This is a genomic window from Nostoc sp. NMS4 (genome assembly GCF_017115095.1).
In the GTDB taxonomy this organism is placed as follows: domain Bacteria; phylum Cyanobacteriota; class Cyanobacteriia; order Cyanobacteriales; family Nostocaceae; genus Nostoc.
The window spans coordinates 33,534-47,790 of record NZ_JABXKI010000257.1 but is presented as its reverse complement, the minus strand read 5'-3'; the positions used below and the strand labels follow the sequence as shown (position 1 = coordinate 47,790).

General features: G+C 42.0%; 15 protein-coding genes. 6 read left to right on the top strand and 9 right to left on the bottom strand.

Annotated features, from left to right (window positions below; all coding sequences use genetic code 11):
- The 3 genes from HWQ37_RS23600 to HWQ37_RS23590 all read right to left on the bottom strand — a co-directional run.
- The coding region (locus HWQ37_RS23600; RefSeq protein ID WP_292751562.1) for an ABC transporter ATP-binding protein at positions 1-618 on the bottom strand (618 nt) is incomplete at its 3' end.
- Between the two features lie 169 nt (positions 619-787).
- A complete protein-coding gene (locus tag HWQ37_RS23595) occupies positions 788-1,636 on the bottom strand; it encodes an ABC transporter permease (protein WP_292751571.1) in 849 nt (282 codons plus the stop codon).
- Between the two features lie 359 nt (positions 1,637-1,995).
- Complete coding sequence (locus HWQ37_RS23590; RefSeq protein ID WP_292751560.1) at positions 1,996-2,877, bottom strand: Uma2 family endonuclease; 882 nt, start codon at positions 2,875-2,877, stop codon at positions 1,996-1,998.
- Between the two features lie 259 nt (positions 2,878-3,136).
- On the opposite strand from HWQ37_RS23590, the gene petP reads away from it, so the two are divergent.
- From petP to HWQ37_RS23560, 6 genes are all read left to right on the top strand, one after another.
- Positions 3,137-3,328: a cytochrome b6f subunit PetP gene (gene petP, locus HWQ37_RS23585; RefSeq protein ID WP_292751557.1), complete on the top strand. Its 192-nt coding sequence runs from the start codon at positions 3,137-3,139 to the stop codon at positions 3,326-3,328.
- A gap of 121 nt (positions 3,329-3,449) precedes the next feature.
- Positions 3,450-4,550 (top strand): Get3/ArsA fold putative tail anchor-mediating ATPase NosAFP, encoded by a 1,101-nt coding sequence (locus HWQ37_RS23580; RefSeq protein ID WP_292751554.1) that lies wholly within the window; start codon positions 3,450-3,452, stop codon positions 4,548-4,550.
- Positions 4,551-4,681: 131 nt separating this feature from the next.
- Positions 4,682-5,728: a chlorophyll synthase ChlG gene (gene chlG / locus HWQ37_RS23575; protein ID WP_292751551.1), complete on the top strand. Its 1,047-nt coding sequence runs from the start codon at positions 4,682-4,684 to the stop codon at positions 5,726-5,728.
- Positions 5,729-5,892: 164 nt separating this feature from the next.
- On the top strand, positions 5,893-6,180 hold the full coding sequence (locus HWQ37_RS23570) for a hypothetical protein (protein WP_292751549.1): 288 nt from the start codon (positions 5,893-5,895) through the stop codon (positions 6,178-6,180).
- A gap of 464 nt (positions 6,181-6,644) precedes the next feature.
- Positions 6,645-7,967 carry a D-alanyl-D-alanine carboxypeptidase gene (locus tag HWQ37_RS23565; RefSeq protein ID WP_292751546.1) on the top strand — a complete coding sequence of 441 codons (1,323 nt, stop codon included), beginning with the start codon at positions 6,645-6,647 and terminating at the stop codon, positions 7,965-7,967.
- 259 nt (positions 7,968-8,226) lie between these two features.
- Complete coding sequence (locus HWQ37_RS23560; protein ID WP_292751544.1) at positions 8,227-9,444, top strand: HhoA/HhoB/HtrA family serine endopeptidase; 1,218 nt, start codon at positions 8,227-8,229, stop codon at positions 9,442-9,444.
- A gap of 250 nt (positions 9,445-9,694) precedes the next feature.
- Here the strand turns inward: HWQ37_RS23560 and HWQ37_RS23555 are convergent, their stop codons facing one another.
- The 6 genes from HWQ37_RS23555 to HWQ37_RS23530 form a co-directional block, all read right to left on the bottom strand.
- Positions 9,695-10,102, bottom strand: a complete 408-nt coding sequence (locus HWQ37_RS23555) for a hypothetical protein (RefSeq protein ID WP_292751541.1) — start codon at positions 10,100-10,102, stop codon at positions 9,695-9,697.
- A gap of 699 nt (positions 10,103-10,801) precedes the next feature.
- Positions 10,802-11,701: an MBL fold metallo-hydrolase gene (locus tag HWQ37_RS23550; protein WP_292751538.1), complete on the bottom strand. Its 900-nt coding sequence runs from the start codon at positions 11,699-11,701 to the stop codon at positions 10,802-10,804.
- Between the two features lie 11 nt (positions 11,702-11,712).
- Positions 11,713-12,096, bottom strand: coding sequence for an aspartate 1-decarboxylase (gene panD / locus HWQ37_RS23545; RefSeq protein WP_292751535.1), 384 nt, complete (start codon positions 12,094-12,096; stop codon positions 11,713-11,715).
- 129 nt (positions 12,097-12,225) lie between these two features.
- Positions 12,226-12,738: an inorganic diphosphatase gene (locus tag HWQ37_RS23540; RefSeq protein ID WP_292751532.1), complete on the bottom strand. Its 513-nt coding sequence runs from the start codon at positions 12,736-12,738 to the stop codon at positions 12,226-12,228.
- Positions 12,739-12,970: 232 nt separating this feature from the next.
- Complete coding sequence (locus HWQ37_RS23535) at positions 12,971-13,642, bottom strand: FkbM family methyltransferase (protein ID WP_292751530.1); 672 nt, start codon at positions 13,640-13,642, stop codon at positions 12,971-12,973.
- On the bottom strand, positions 13,632-13,793 hold the full coding sequence (locus HWQ37_RS23530; protein ID WP_292751527.1) for a hypothetical protein: 162 nt from the start codon (positions 13,791-13,793) through the stop codon (positions 13,632-13,634). The genes HWQ37_RS23535 and HWQ37_RS23530 overlap by 11 nt, the downstream gene beginning before the upstream one ends.
- Between the last annotated feature and the right edge of the window lie 464 nt (positions 13,794-14,257).

The following is a 14,257-nucleotide window of genomic DNA, read 5'->3' as shown; positions in this document are numbered from 1 at the left end:
ATCATGGGATACAAATAAGATTGTTCCTCCAGAATCTTGAAAATCTCTAATTTTTGCCATACAACGATGGACAAAGATACCATCACCTACTGCTAAAGATTCATCTACAATTAAAACTTCTGGGTTAACATTAATTGCTACTGAAAATGCTAAACGAACAAACATACCGCTAGAGTATGTTTTGACTGGCTGTTCCATAAAATCGCCAATTTCAGCAAAGGAAGCAATTTTGTCAAACTTTGCTTCTATTTCTGCTCGGGTTAATCCTAAAATCTGTCCATTAAAAAATACATTTTGTCTGCCTGTAAATTCAGGATTAAATCCGCTACCTAGTTCTAGTAAAGCTGAAACTCTGCCGTGAACCCATACCTCTCCTATGGTTGGTGTCAAGGTTCTAGCAATGATTTGTAGCAATGTACTTTTACCAGAACCATTTTGACCAATAATTCCTAGTGTCTCTCCTTTAGGAATCTCCAAGTTAATATTATTTAACGCCCAAAACTCTTGAGCATGGCTCTTACCAGGTAGTAAAATTTCTTTTAGCCTATCTACCGGACGAGCATAGCGCTTATAGCTCTTTGAGATATTCTTCAGGGAAATTGCAATCTCCTCACCCATAACACCGCATATTTAAACTACTAAAGAATTTCACACGCTAAAACTTTATCAATTAACAATTAATTAGGTCATTAAAATTTTGGCTTTTTATCAAATCAGATCGTTATCTATTTACTATACAGGTAACATTAGCATTTGCTTGTTTTAAAAGCACAATAATCAAACCTGGCTACAAAACATCTGCAAAAGCTGGACGCAAACGCTTGTAGACTGTAAAGCCAAAACAAAATATAATTGTTGCGATCGCAAAAGCAACTCCCCATTCACACCAATGTTGAACCTCTCCAACTAAAACTATGTCACGATAAACTTCTGCGATCGCTGCCATTGGATTTAACCAGAATACCAAATTCCGCCATTGCTCTGGAATTGCTGATGCTGGATAGACAAGCGGTGTCGCATAAAACCAAATATTTAAAATCACTCCTAAACTCTGCGGTATATCTCGCAAAAACACCGTTAGTCCTGCGGCTAAATAGCCCAACCCTGCTGTTAGCAATAGCTGTGTTAGCCAGATCAAGGGTAATAGCGCCAAGGTAGGATGTAAAGTATGAGCATTGATCGCTACAAAAAAAATCAATGCCATTAAACCAAAGGAACTCTCAATGAATGTTGACAAAACTGGCACTATGGGTAATAAAGCTAGAGGAAATACCACCTTCTTAACTAGATTTGCTTGTCCTAATACCGAATTAGAGGACTGCATTAGACCACCTGTAAAAGCAATCCAAGGAAGTAACCCTGCAAATAACCATAAACCAAAGGTGAAATCGTTTGCTGGTAAACCCTTGAGAGTAGTCAGCTTCACCTTCAGTACGGTAGAAAACACATAAGTATAAATCAGTAACTGTGATAACTGATTAAGCAAAGGCCACAAGTTACCTAAAACAGAACCCTTGTAACGTGCCTCTAAATCTCGGCGTACTAGAGTTCTCAGTAAGTCGAACTTCACCCACAACTGTTCATCTATGGGCAAGATGCGCCTCAATCCCCCTACCTTACGTACAACTCCCCGCATTGTCGATAACAATTTTTGCTTCCTCGCTTACCTAATTGCTCTCACTGAAGCCTATTATATTTATGAAAGTTCCTTTTTCAGGGACTTTCAAATAGAAAAAATATCCAACTACTTCTTGTGAGGTGCGTATCTTACCCGCCTTTGGTTAAACGTAGGTAGGTAGGATGCCCACCTCACAAGATTGGATAATTTACTTGTTGGAAATCTCTTCAGTGCTTTTAGAATCTATCATCACTAGAAAATTTTATCCAAATTATCTTGGCGATTATACAATAAATAGGATATTGTCAAGTGTATTTTTACTACAAATATAACGTCTGTTTGCCAGGCTCCTCTTTGTTAAGGATGCGAGTTTTTGCTTAACTCAAGTTATCTGGATCAATTCCTTGCGATCGCAAATACTCTGCTAATCGATCAGCCCGTTGGCGTTCCTGTTCAGCCCGTTGATGTTCCTGTTCAGCCCGTTGATGTTCCTGTTCAGCCAGTTGGCGTTCCTGTTCAGCCCGTTGATGTTCCTGTTCAGCCAGTTGGCGTTCCTGTTCAGCCAGTTGGCGTTCCTGTTCAGCCCGTTGGCGTTCCTGTTCAGCTTGTTCTCTTCGAGTCGGCACCCAACCCGCAGAATTATACCAACGCAACCACAAACCTGTTGTCTGCTGATAACTACCTTGCCAAAGACCCAATCCTAGCTCTAACTCTTCTAACCATAGGCGGTTCTCTGGTAAAGATATTGCTTCGTAACGAGTGCCATTGACCTTAAAGGCACGTAAATTATTTTCATAGCGATCGTAGATAACGTAGTAGGGAACCCGTAAAATCTGTTCATATACTTCCCACTTCGTTGGGGGTCGGTTTACTTCCCGCAGTGTTTTTCCTAAGTCTTCTTGTTCTGTACCAGGTGAAAGTAATTCAACTACTAAAAATGGATCAATTCCTTCTTGCCAAATGACGTAACTTAAGCGTAGGTCTTGCTGTTGGCTAGCACTAGGTAATCCTAAAACCATGTACCAATCAGGACGCTTATACCATAAAGGATGGCGGGGATCGTAGTAAAGATTTAAGTCGCTAGCAAGCAAAATTTCCTCAGATGGATAAGCAAGAGGCTGACAAGTCTCACTGAGCAAATCTGCCTGAATCCGGTGAAATTCATCTGGCAAACCTGATTCCCCCACTAATTCACTGGGTAAATCATACATCGTAGGCATTGTTTCTTGTGGCGGACGGGGTGGATCTGTTTGATACATGACTACTACCTTTGTTCCTGAATTCAAGCTATCTGAAACAACTCTCTCCGATTTTGACGACAAGCAGCTTTGCGTCTAGACGAATTTTCCGCCAGCGATCGCAGTTATTCTTGTTATAACCATCATTGAACCTCAGAAGTCATTAGTCATTTACTATTCTCCTTTATATTCTCCAGTTCCTAATCTCCCCTGAATTTGTGAGAGCAGAGTCACGGTTTCCGCTACACTGAGACTTGGTTTATCTGAATTGTAATCAGGCATGGAAATCGGACAAAAGGTTAAAGTCTATCGTTTGCGCGATCGCGTTTCTCCCCCAGTTGTAAAAAAACTCGGACAAGTGGGCATCATCAAAGGCTACAAAGTCACCGACGGTGGTGGGATCGGTGTAGTTGTGCTGTTTGATGATAATTATTCCACTTGGTTTTTTGAAGATGAAATCAAACCGGTGTAGTAGTTAAAGAACTTAGATGCGGGTTTTTCTTGGCATCTGAAATTTCTAGCACAGGCTGAGAGTCTTTATTGAGTGCTAAGTTGGAGTTGAAAAGATCGGCGGTGAAAATAGGAATCAACTAATGGCTCTAATATTGACATTTTTGGGCAAAGGCGGCACCGCTCGTACCAAAATTGCGATCGCCGCCGCCAAATTATTGGCAAGTCAAGGCAAGCGCGTACTCCTAGCAGGACAAGCAGAACCAACATTGCAAATCCTGCTGGGTACTCCCATTACTGCCGATCCCCAGGAAATCGCTCCCAATTTGCAAGTAGTCCAGTTTCAAGCATCTGTACTACTAGAGCGCAACTGGGACGAAGTGAAGAAACTGGAGGCGCAATATCTTCGCACACCCATCTTCAAAGACGTTTTTGGTCAAGAACTGGTAGTATTGCCGGGGATGGACAACGCCCTGGCACTGAATGCTATCCGCGAATATGATGCCAGTGGCAAATATGATGCGATCGTCTACGATGGCACGGGTGACTCTTTAACGTTGCGGATGTTGGGTTTGCCAGAATCTCTGAGTTGGTATGTCCGGCGATTTCGGCAATTATTTGTCAACTCCGATTTAGGGAAGACGATTACAGAATCACCTTTGATTCAACCGTTAATTAGCAGTTTTTTCAATATCAACTGGACAGCAGACAACTTTGCAGGTCCCACTAATCAAGTCAATAATTTCTTAGAAAAAGGGAGAGCCGCTCTTGCCGATCCCAAGCGTCTCGCTGCTTTCTTAGTGACCACAGGAGATCCCATAGAGGTAGCAAATGCTCGTTATTTATGGGGTAGCGCTCAACAAATTGGTTTAACTGTCGGTGGTGTTTTCCTTGTGTCTAGTGAGACAAATGTCAATCTATCAGAGGAATTTATACCCCTACCTGTGAGCGTCATTCCCGACTCGCCCACAGGTGACTGGCAACCACTGATAGATGCTCTACCCAACTTTGAAGCACAAGCTCTACAAGCTCCCAAACCCATTGAAATAAACGTCCACAATCGTCAAGTACGCTTATTTTTGCCAGGATTTGACAAAAAACAGGTCAAGCTAACTCAATATGGGCCAGAAGTCACAGTAGAAGCAGGAGATCAACGGCGCAATATTCCCTTACCCCCGGCTCTGAGTGGTAGACCTGTTGCTGGAGCAAAATTTCAAAATAATTATTTGATAATTTCGTTTTAAGTTAGTTAGGAACAAAGTTAGGAGTTAAAAGTGAGGAGTTAGGAATAAAAATAAATAAGTAATAGCTTCTAACTCCTAACTAACTAATTCATAACTCCTAACTTCTAACTTCTAACTCATTAATAAACCTTATGTCAGAATCAACTCCCATTACCCCAGACCCTAACCCAACTGAGGCTATAGACTCAGTAGCAAATAATCCCAGCGAACAAGCTATAGCATCTAACGATCGCAATGCGAAAACTAGGCAGTTGCTGGGGATGAAAGGTGCATCTGCTGGGGAAACTTCAATTTGGAAAATTCGTTTGCAGTTAATGAAGCCGATTACCTGGATTCCCCTAATTTGGGGCGTAGTCTGTGGTGCGGCTTCTTCTGGTAACTATACTTGGACGCTGGAAAATGTGTTGAAGGTATTAACCTGTATGCTGCTGGCAGGGCCGTTGATGACAGGTTACACCCAGATCCTCAATGATTACTACGATCGCGAAATCGATGCCATTAATGAACCCTATCGCCCGATCCCCTCTGGGGCAATTCCCCTACCCCAGGTAATTATTCAGATTTGGGTATTACTGATTGCTGGCTATGGTTTGGCGTTTGTGCTAGATGTGTGGTCTGGTCATGAATTCCCGACAATTACAGCGATCGCAATTATCGGTTCTTTCATCGCCTACATTTATTCTGCACCTCCCCTGAAACTCAAACAAAACGGCTGGCTAGGTAGCTACGCCTTGGGTGCAAGTTACATTACCCTACCTTGGTCTACAGGACACGCTTTGTTTGGCGATCTCAATTCCACAATTGTGATTTTGACAATGTTCTACAGCTTGGCTGGATTGGGCATTGCCATTGTCAATGATTTTAAGAGTGTGGAAGGCGATCGCCAGCTAGGATTAAATTCACTACCTGTAATGTTTGGCATCACCACCGCCTCTTGGATTTGCGTAGTGACAATAGATATCTTTCAAGGATTGATTGCAGCTTATCTTGTCAGCATCCACGAGAATTTGTATGCAGCAATACTAGTATTGTTAATCATCCCGCAAATTACCTTACAGGATATGTATTTCTTGCGCGATCCTGTGAAGAACGATGTTAAATACCAAGCCAGCGCCCAACCTTTCCTGGTTCTGGGAATGTTGGTAACAGGTTTAGCCTTGGGTCATGCTGGCGTTTAACGTGTCGCGGAAGTCCCCACCTTCTCTGCGTTCGCGCAGCGTGTCGCAGACAGACGCTAACGCGAACAATGTACTCTAATGGTAGGTATTGTGAGCGGGGGGTGAGGATTGCAGGAATTAGGAGTTAATATACTTCTAATTCCTAATTTGTATCAGGACATACAGTGTTTAAACTGATATCTTTTCTCATTCATGGGATTCAACCTTTGTTAGTCCCGATTTGCTTTATTGTTGCTTGGACAGTAATTATTCTCGTTATTTTGAGTATTTGGGCGGCGGCGCGAGATAGTGTAACTACAGCCAAACTTATGCATCAAATCCCCTGTACTGGTTGCCAATATTTTACCGATAATTACCGTCTTAAATGTACTGTACGCCCATCTATTGCCAATACAGAAGAAGCGATCGATTGTTCTGACTACCAACCGAAGACGAATCCTTATCTGTATTAGGGACTGAGAGCAAGGGGAGATGAGGAAGATGAGGGAAATGAGGGAAATGACCGGACAAGGAGATAAACAAAACTCCTAACTCTTGTAGAGACCCGATTAATCGCGTCTCTACTCTTAGGGACTTCCAAATAAAAAAATATCCAATTAATGGGACTTAGACAAAAAGTAGCCAGAAAAAAGCCTCAAATCTATATGCAAAGAGACCTTGACATCGTTTTGCCTAGTTTCTTGATATATCTGGGTTTCAAGCATTTTTGAGCATTTGGTGTATTTTCCTTGCCCTGTATGGGGTTGAGGCTTGTTTGTGCCTCAAAAATGTTTAAGTCCCGTAATATGATTTACCCTACTTCCCTACTTACAGATGAGAAAAACACCAGTTATTATGGCTCAATACTGATTCTCGTAAAAAGACTTGTATATTAGCACAGTAAACAACGTTTCAAATCCTGACAGAGGAATAAAAAATGCTGGAATTATTGGGTTCAGGTTTGGTGTCGCTTTGGCTGGAAATGGCTGGGGTACAAATCAAACCTCTAGATGCTTTAGATGCACTAACTTGGCAAAGTAGTCCTGGCTTAGTTCTTGCCCCCGATCCAAATCCAACTGGGGCGACTACTGTACAGGAATATCTGAAAAAGCTGATCACATCAAAAGTGGTGGCGCAAAATCTGGCTGAGAGTCAGGGGATTTGGATGCAGTCGGGGCCAATGCTGATGGCAAATCACCAAGGTACGACACCTCTACCGGCTGCTTCTTTAACCAAAATTGCCACTTCTCTAGTTGCTTTGAAAACTTGGGGGCCAGATTACCAATTTGATACTTTGGTCAGCGTCACTGGGCCTGTGGTAAATGGAGTTGTGCAGGGCGATTTGATCATTGATGGCCGTGGCGATCCTTTGTTTGTTTGGGAAGAAGCGATCGCTCTTGGTAATACTCTCAATCAAATGGGCATCAAGCAAGTAAAAGGGAATTTAATTATTACTGGCAATTTTGCCATGAATTTCCAACGTCAGCCGATGCTAGCTGGTCTGATGCTCAAGCAAACGCTAAATCGTGCGACTTGGGGTCGCCCCGCTATTTATACACACTCAATCATGCCCAAGGGAACGCCCAAGCCGCAAGTTCTCATTGCGGGTGGAGTGAAAGTTGAGGCGCAAGTAAACCCCCAACAAACTTTGTTACTGCGTCATCGCTCATTGCCCTTGAAGCAACTGCTCAAGGAAATGAACGTTTACAGTAACAACGATATGGCAGAGATGCTGGCAGACTCAGTAGGGGGAGCAACTGTAGTCCAATCAACTGCTGCTAATCTTGCTAGAGTGCCACAAGTAGAAATTCAGTTAATCAATGGTTCTGGATTGGGGCCGGAAAATCGCATTTCCCCCAGGGCTGTTTGTGCGATGTTTATGGCTATTCAAGCTGAAGCATCTGCCCATCAGCTGAATCTGGCTGATTTGTTCCCCATGTCTGGATTCGATCACCGGGGGACACTACACACTAGACACATTCCCCTAGCGACTGTGATCAAAACTGGGACTCTCCGGGATGTGAGCGCTTTAGCGGGAGTGATGCCCACACGCGATCGCGGTTTGGTTTGGTTTGCTATTATCAACCGTGGGACAAATGTCTGGGGTTTCCGTACTGGACAAGATCAACTCTTACAAAGTGTTGTCAAACAATTACAACTACCTCTAACCGTTCCTATTGCCCTGACTCCCCACTCAGCCATCAACTCTTTACCCCAGCTAGGCGCGACTAATCGCAATGAAATTTTATACAAAAGTTAGTTCATCCATAGTCTACGGTTAGAACAGACAGTCTGAGCGGCAATCCAAAAGTTTTATTGATGGGTAAAAACCGAACTTGTAAAGGGTAAATGTCCATAATAGCTTTTGGGTTAAATTTTCTATTAAGTTGATTACAGGTAGTTCGCAAAATGCCCTAACCCCAGTATTGGGAAGAGTAAGCGAAACCTGAAGTAAAAATAACTGTAAATAGATTTTTCACGACTAAGCAACAATTAAGCTTATAAATTAGGTTGTGATTATGCGATTTCCCAAATTATCTCGGTCTTTACGGCAACTAAGTACTCATGTTTTAGCGATCGCGCTAGGAGTTCTGCTAGCGGTTAGCACATTGCAGGTGTTACCCTCCCAAGCCGAACCAGCACCCAAAATAACTGCTGGAGATACTTTAAATCTAATTGCTCAACGACAATCGCCAACCAGTGCTGCGATCGGTAGCAGTAGCTTTGTCACCGCAGCAGTGAATCGTGTTGGTTCAGCAGTTGTCCGTATTGATACTGAGCGGACAATTGCTCGTCGCGTCGATCCATTTTTAGAAGACCCCTTTTTACGGCGGTTTTTTGGTGACGGTTTCTCTCAACAAATGCCGCCTTCTGAGCAGTTACGCGGTTTAGGCTCAGGTTTCATTATTGACAAGAGCGGCTTAGTTTTGACTAATGCTCATGTGGTCGATAAGGCTGATAAAGTAACAGTCCGGCTCAAAGATGGGCGCACCTTTGAAGGGAAAGTTCAGGGTATTGATGAAGTTACAGATTTGGCAGTAGTCAAGATTAACGCTGGTAAAGATTTACCGGTAGCACCCTTGGGTTCTTCCAGTAATGTCCAAGTAGGAGACTGGGCGATCGCAGTTGGTAATCCTTTAGGATTCGATAACACCGTTACCTTGGGAATTATCAGTACCCTCAAACGTTCCAGCGCCCAAGTGGGCATTCGTGACAAACGTTTAGACTTCATTCAGACAGACGCTGCTATTAACCCTGGTAACTCTGGCGGGCCACTATTGAATGGTCAAGGTGAAGTGATTGGTATTAACACAGCCATTCGCCCTGATGCAATGGGTATTGGGTTTGCCATTCCTATTGATAAAGCTAAAGCGATCGCCGCCCAATTGCAACGTGATGGCAAGGTTGCTCACCCCTATTTGGGCGTGCAAATGCTAACTTTGACACCCGATCTCGCCAAGCAAAATAACACCGATCCCAACTCTCCGATTCAGATACCAGAAATCAATGGTGTTTTTGTCATGCGAGTTGTCCCCAATTCTCCAGCTGCATCTGCGGGTATCCGGCGCGGAGATGTAATTCTACAAGTTGATGGTAAAGCTGTTACCAGTGCTGAACAATTGCAGAATTTTGTGGAAGACAGTCGCCTTGGTCAAGTATTACAGGTAAAAGTGCAACGGGGTAATAAGACAGAGCAGCTTTCAATCCGCACAGCCGAGTTGCAAAATGCTTCGTAGGGTCAATATAGCCGATTTTAATTGTGTGGAATAGTAAGGGCACAGCATTGCTGTGTCCAAAGCGCGTGTAGTCTATAAAGGTTTTTAACCTACGAAGGTGGGTAAAGTCTCGTGTAGCCGCGACTTCCAGTAGCTAAGGCGAGTAACAATTTAGACTTTTCAAACATCCTCTTTGAATAGAAACTGCGATCGCACCTTTTTCACCCGATCTCACAAAATCGCGTTGCTCCCGTCAGAAAGTTCACTCGATTTAGGACGCGACGACGACAGCCGCGAAATAGATTTTCGCCGTATCGTAGCAAGCAGAGCGAACCGGATTGAAGGCACTGTATTTGTCCGCGCAGTTCTTACGCATGTCCTGAAGGAGGCGCACGTCGCATACCTTCTTGTCCGTCGGGCTGTCGTAGCACAGGTCGTGACGGGCGCACGGACCGCGGAAGTCGGCATTCCCGCCAAACGGGTTCGGGAACTCGTCGGGCGAATTAGTGCAGTAGTCGTGACGGGCGACGGGTCCTGATCGCCCGCTCGTGTCGTAGACGTAGTTAGACGGAACGCTAACGAACTTTGCCGACGCCACCTGGATGACGGAATCCGTCAAGGTAAACCCGATGGACATAGCAAACGTCAAAGTCAAAAAGGCTTTGGAGTTAGTAATCATTCTATAAGGTTTCCTTTCAATTGATTTCCCCCAGAGTGTGGGGATTTGGTATATTTTCTACTTCAGTAGACCGAAAAGTTTTTGAGAAGCTTTACTAGCTTTTCATTTGAATTGAGGTATGTAAGTCACCGAAATCAGCTATCGGTTTAATACCACATAAGATTTTATTAGATGCTCTTGGTGAAATTTCTCATGTCTGACAGCCATTTATAAGCACTTGGGGTCTTTCAAGTTCTTATAAATATTTGCAATTCAAAAACTATCATCGAAAATTGAGTTTAAATTTCAACTCTTTGAAAGTCACTAGAATTTAATTATCGAGGCTCAAAAGTGCATTTTGTAGATAATATTACCATGCTCAAAATTGGTATTAATCGCTATAGATAAAAAAATTTACAATCAGTTTTTTATTACGAGCCATTACCTGTAATTACTGATTATATATATTGATATAACGTTGAGCTTTTTTAGGATTGAGCCGATATCTGTGTAATTTGGGTTTAGTTTGTACAGAGTAGAGCATATACTCTGAAAAAAAAAGCCTGCCTGATCTCAGAAAAACAGGTAAAACGGCTTTTTTATAAAGGCTGCCAATCACTTGTAGTAAAGGTTTAGGGCTACCAGTGCTGCGAAACTTCCTTCCCCAGTCAGGGCTATGACCCTAAACATAACTTAGGCGATCGCTATAGCGACTCTAAATCACTTAACAGTTAATACTAGACCTTCATGGGCTAGTATGGCTTGAGGAAAAGCAGATTTAATATCGACTTGAACCTCGTCAAGAAAATCATCATGGTCATCTGGGTGATGATGAGAAATGGCTAGCCGTTTAACGCCAGCACTCAGAGCAGCATTTACCGCAGCTTGCCAAAGCAAATCAGCAGAATCATGGTTGTGAGATGTCGGCGGAGTGTAAGTGGCATTAGCAATCAGCAAGTCAACGCCTTTAATAAACTCTAAAATCCGCTCTTGCTCCACTTGCTCGGCATTCTGGTGCAAATCTGTGATGTAGGCAACACTATATTCTTGCCAAGTAACTCGGTAGCCAACCGATCGCTGAGTTTGATTAATTAATGCAGTTGTAATGGTGACATCATCTAACTTCAGGTCACTTTCTGGAGTCAAATTGTAAAACTGCAATTCTGATTGCATTACCTGTAAAGGGTAAGGAAAGTGTGGCTGGAGCATCTGATCGTACAGACATTGTTTGATTGAGGCTCCATTTGATGCAGCTGTGCCGTAAATATGGAAACTATTTTCCCCAATAAATGCGGGAGCAAAAAAGGGAAACCCTTGAATTCTGTTTGATTGGCAGTTGGTAAAAAATAAATGGGCTTCTAATGGCTGTTGTAGTTCTTGCCAAGTTTTACCCAGTATGCGTAAGCCAGTACCGCCATCGAAAATTAAGCGTTTCCCAGCTACCTGCATTTCTACACAAGCGGTATTACCACCATAACGGTTGGTGTCGATACTTGGGGTAGGAATTAAACCTCTGACACCCCAGAATTGCACGAGAAATTCACCTGCTGGATTAATTGGCAGGGTAGCTGACTTTTCAGGTATGTAGCCTTGGGAACTCGAAAACTCAAAATTTGACATTTTTCTTGAAATTAGACCTTACTGAGCAGGTCATCGTAGCGCCGCACTTCCAACAGCCTGTTTTTTTCGTCTACAATGACTACCGTAGGAGAGTAACTTTTTAACTCTTCTGGAGTGAACTGCCCGTAAGTCATTATAATCAAGCGATCGCCAATAATGCCTAGACGTGCCGCACCTCCATTTAATTCAATGATTCCTGAATGGGCTGGAGCGGGGATCGCATAGGTAATAAAGCGCTGACCGTTGGCACTATTAACTACTTGCACCTGTTCATAAGGTAAGATACCAGCTTTTTCTAAAAGGATTTCATCAATGCTGATACTACCCACGTAGTTGATATTCGCCCCTGTGAGGGTGCAGTTATGAATTTTTGCCAAAAGGATAGTACGCTGCATTCTGATTTGGGTTTGGTGGCAGTTTTTGCGATCCGTAACAAGCGAAAGTTATGAGTACAGACGCGATTAATCGCGTCTGTACGGGAGTTAGGAATAAAAATTCATAACTCTTAACTCCTAACTCCTCTATTATCCTCTATAAGCTTTGACGGATTTTTCAACTATTGCTGCAACCTTGTCTACATCTTGCCAACCGAGAATTTCAGTCACCTTTTTTTCCAGATTTTTATAACTACGGAAAAATTCGGCAATTTCTTCTAAGCGATGTGGCGCTACGTCTCTCAGGGATTTTACTTGAGTGTAGCGCGGATCTTTGTCAGGAACACAAAGGATTTTTTCATCGCGATCGCCACCATCAATCATCTCTAAGAAGCCAATCGGTCGCGCAGCAATAACGCAGCCTGGAAAGGTCGGCTCGTCAATTATGACCATACCATCTAGGGGATCGCCATCTTCAGCCAAAGTATTGGGTACAAAGCCGTAGTCATAGGGATATTGTACCGAGGAAGAAAGTACTCGGTCTAGAGCAAAAGCTTCTAGTCCCTTGTCATATTCGTATTTATTTTTACTTCCGCCAGTAATTTCAATCAGAACGTTGATTAGACCCGGTTTCGGTTGGGCAGGAATACGAGATAAGTCCACAAAAAACTCCTCTGATAACATATCATGGGGGCACTCAGTCAACTTCGCTCCCCGTGTAGAATTTTAGGGCAATATGTGGATCTCTTCTCAAAGTATTCATTTGCTCTATTAATAGTTCCCTCCTAGCTTGCTTTTAGGAGCTGGGGGTGGGGTTGTTGTACCTCACTTAAGTGAAAACCACTATGGTTGGCGATCGCCCCATAATCCATTACTTAAAATATTTAACAAACAATTATTCCATTTTGCAATAAATCTCCATATACCTTAAATTGGTATTTTTGAGAAAGTCAATTATTCCTCTATAGTCTAACCAAGTATCGAGTTCAAAATTTTTAGTATCATTTAAAACATAATTAAATAGGCACTTATTTTCTATTTCAAATAAATGCAAAACACCATTAATTGTTTCTTCGCTAAATTCTGGCAGATTAGCCTCTATACTAATTAATTTTATTGGATGAGACAATCCTTTCAATGCCTCTAGTTCATATCCTTCGACATCAATTTTTATGTATTCTGGAGTCCCAAACTGATCGATTAAAGAATCAAGGGTAGTAGTGGGTACTTCATAAGTTTGTAGGCTAGCAGAAAATTGAGATAATTTTCTATCCTTTTGAGTTTCTAAGAATGATTTCCACTTGGTACTGAAAGTAGTTAAGGCAGAATTTTTCTCTGATATATAAATTTTTTCTGCCCCAATTTTACTACTTACTGCTTTTTCAACTATGGTTATTTGTTTATTGTTATTAAATACCCTTTTTAAGATTTTTATATTTCTAGGATCGGGATCTACAGCTATGACTTTACATCCTATCTTTAAATAAACATCTGCTTTATATCCAACATTTGCTCCTATATCAAATACAAGACTATCGGAAGCTAAAATACTTTGATTAAATTGCAAAACTTGCTTGTCTCTTTCTTACCAAATCTTGTCTAAAAAGAGAAATATATAATTTATGCCAATAAGACTGTTGATAATACTTATCATACAACTCTGTTTTTATAAGGATTTTTTTTAGTTGCTCTTTGGTTTCCTGGGCAATATTTAACATAATTCAACTCCTTTATTGTATGCAGATTTGTGTGTGTAAGTATTAAAGAACATCTTGAAAGACAAACTAGGGTTCTATATTCCAGGTAGTAATTATCGAAAACAGCTATATAGTTTTCGATCTTTAAAAGAGTCTTTTGCTCTCATAGTTAATACAGCAAAGCATCTCATACTATTTATTGATGAAGACGCATAGAAAGAACCTGCCGCCTCCGGCACTTCCCTTTGCTAAGGAGAGGTGGCAGGGATCAAAATAATGTGCAGCTTCATAGAGAAATGGTATCATTACATAGCAAAAATCTTGATTTGGCGTTGTACTTAATCCAGCGCAGACTACAAAGTTATACCTTTAGGGATTTTTAAAACGTCCTTTTAGTATTCAAAAGAAAAATTGTCATCGCTAAGTTCTTCGGCATCGAAGACATTGGCTGCTAAAATAAATCTTCCAGATCGTTTGGTTTTACT

Excerpts from the sequence above, each read along its gene's own strand:
- HWQ37_RS23595 (WP_292751571.1), bottom strand. The coding sequence starts at position 1,636 with ATGCGGGGAGTTGTACGTAAGGTAGGGGGATTGAGGCGCATCTTGCCC.
- HWQ37_RS23590 (WP_292751560.1), bottom strand. The coding sequence starts at position 2,877 with ATGTATCAAACAGATCCACCCCGTCCGCCACAAGAAACAATGCCTACG.
- petP (WP_292751557.1), top strand. The coding sequence starts at position 3,137 with ATGGAAATCGGACAAAAGGTTAAAGTCTATCGTTTGCGCGATCGCGTT.
- HWQ37_RS23580 (WP_292751554.1), top strand. The coding sequence starts at position 3,450 with ATGGCTCTAATATTGACATTTTTGGGCAAAGGCGGCACCGCTCGTACC.
- chlG (WP_292751551.1), top strand. The coding sequence starts at position 4,682 with ATGTCAGAATCAACTCCCATTACCCCAGACCCTAACCCAACTGAGGCT.
- HWQ37_RS23565 (WP_292751546.1), top strand. The coding sequence starts at position 6,645 with ATGCTGGAATTATTGGGTTCAGGTTTGGTGTCGCTTTGGCTGGAAATG.
- HWQ37_RS23560 (WP_292751544.1), top strand. The coding sequence starts at position 8,227 with ATGCGATTTCCCAAATTATCTCGGTCTTTACGGCAACTAAGTACTCAT.
- HWQ37_RS23555 (WP_292751541.1), bottom strand. The coding sequence starts at position 10,102 with ATGATTACTAACTCCAAAGCCTTTTTGACTTTGACGTTTGCTATGTCC.
- HWQ37_RS23550 (WP_292751538.1), bottom strand. The coding sequence starts at position 11,701 with ATGTCAAATTTTGAGTTTTCGAGTTCCCAAGGCTACATACCTGAAAAG.
- panD (WP_292751535.1), bottom strand. The coding sequence starts at position 12,096 with ATGCAGCGTACTATCCTTTTGGCAAAAATTCATAACTGCACCCTCACA.
- HWQ37_RS23530 (WP_292751527.1), bottom strand. The coding sequence starts at position 13,793 with ATGTTAAATATTGCCCAGGAAACCAAAGAGCAACTAAAAAAAATCCTT.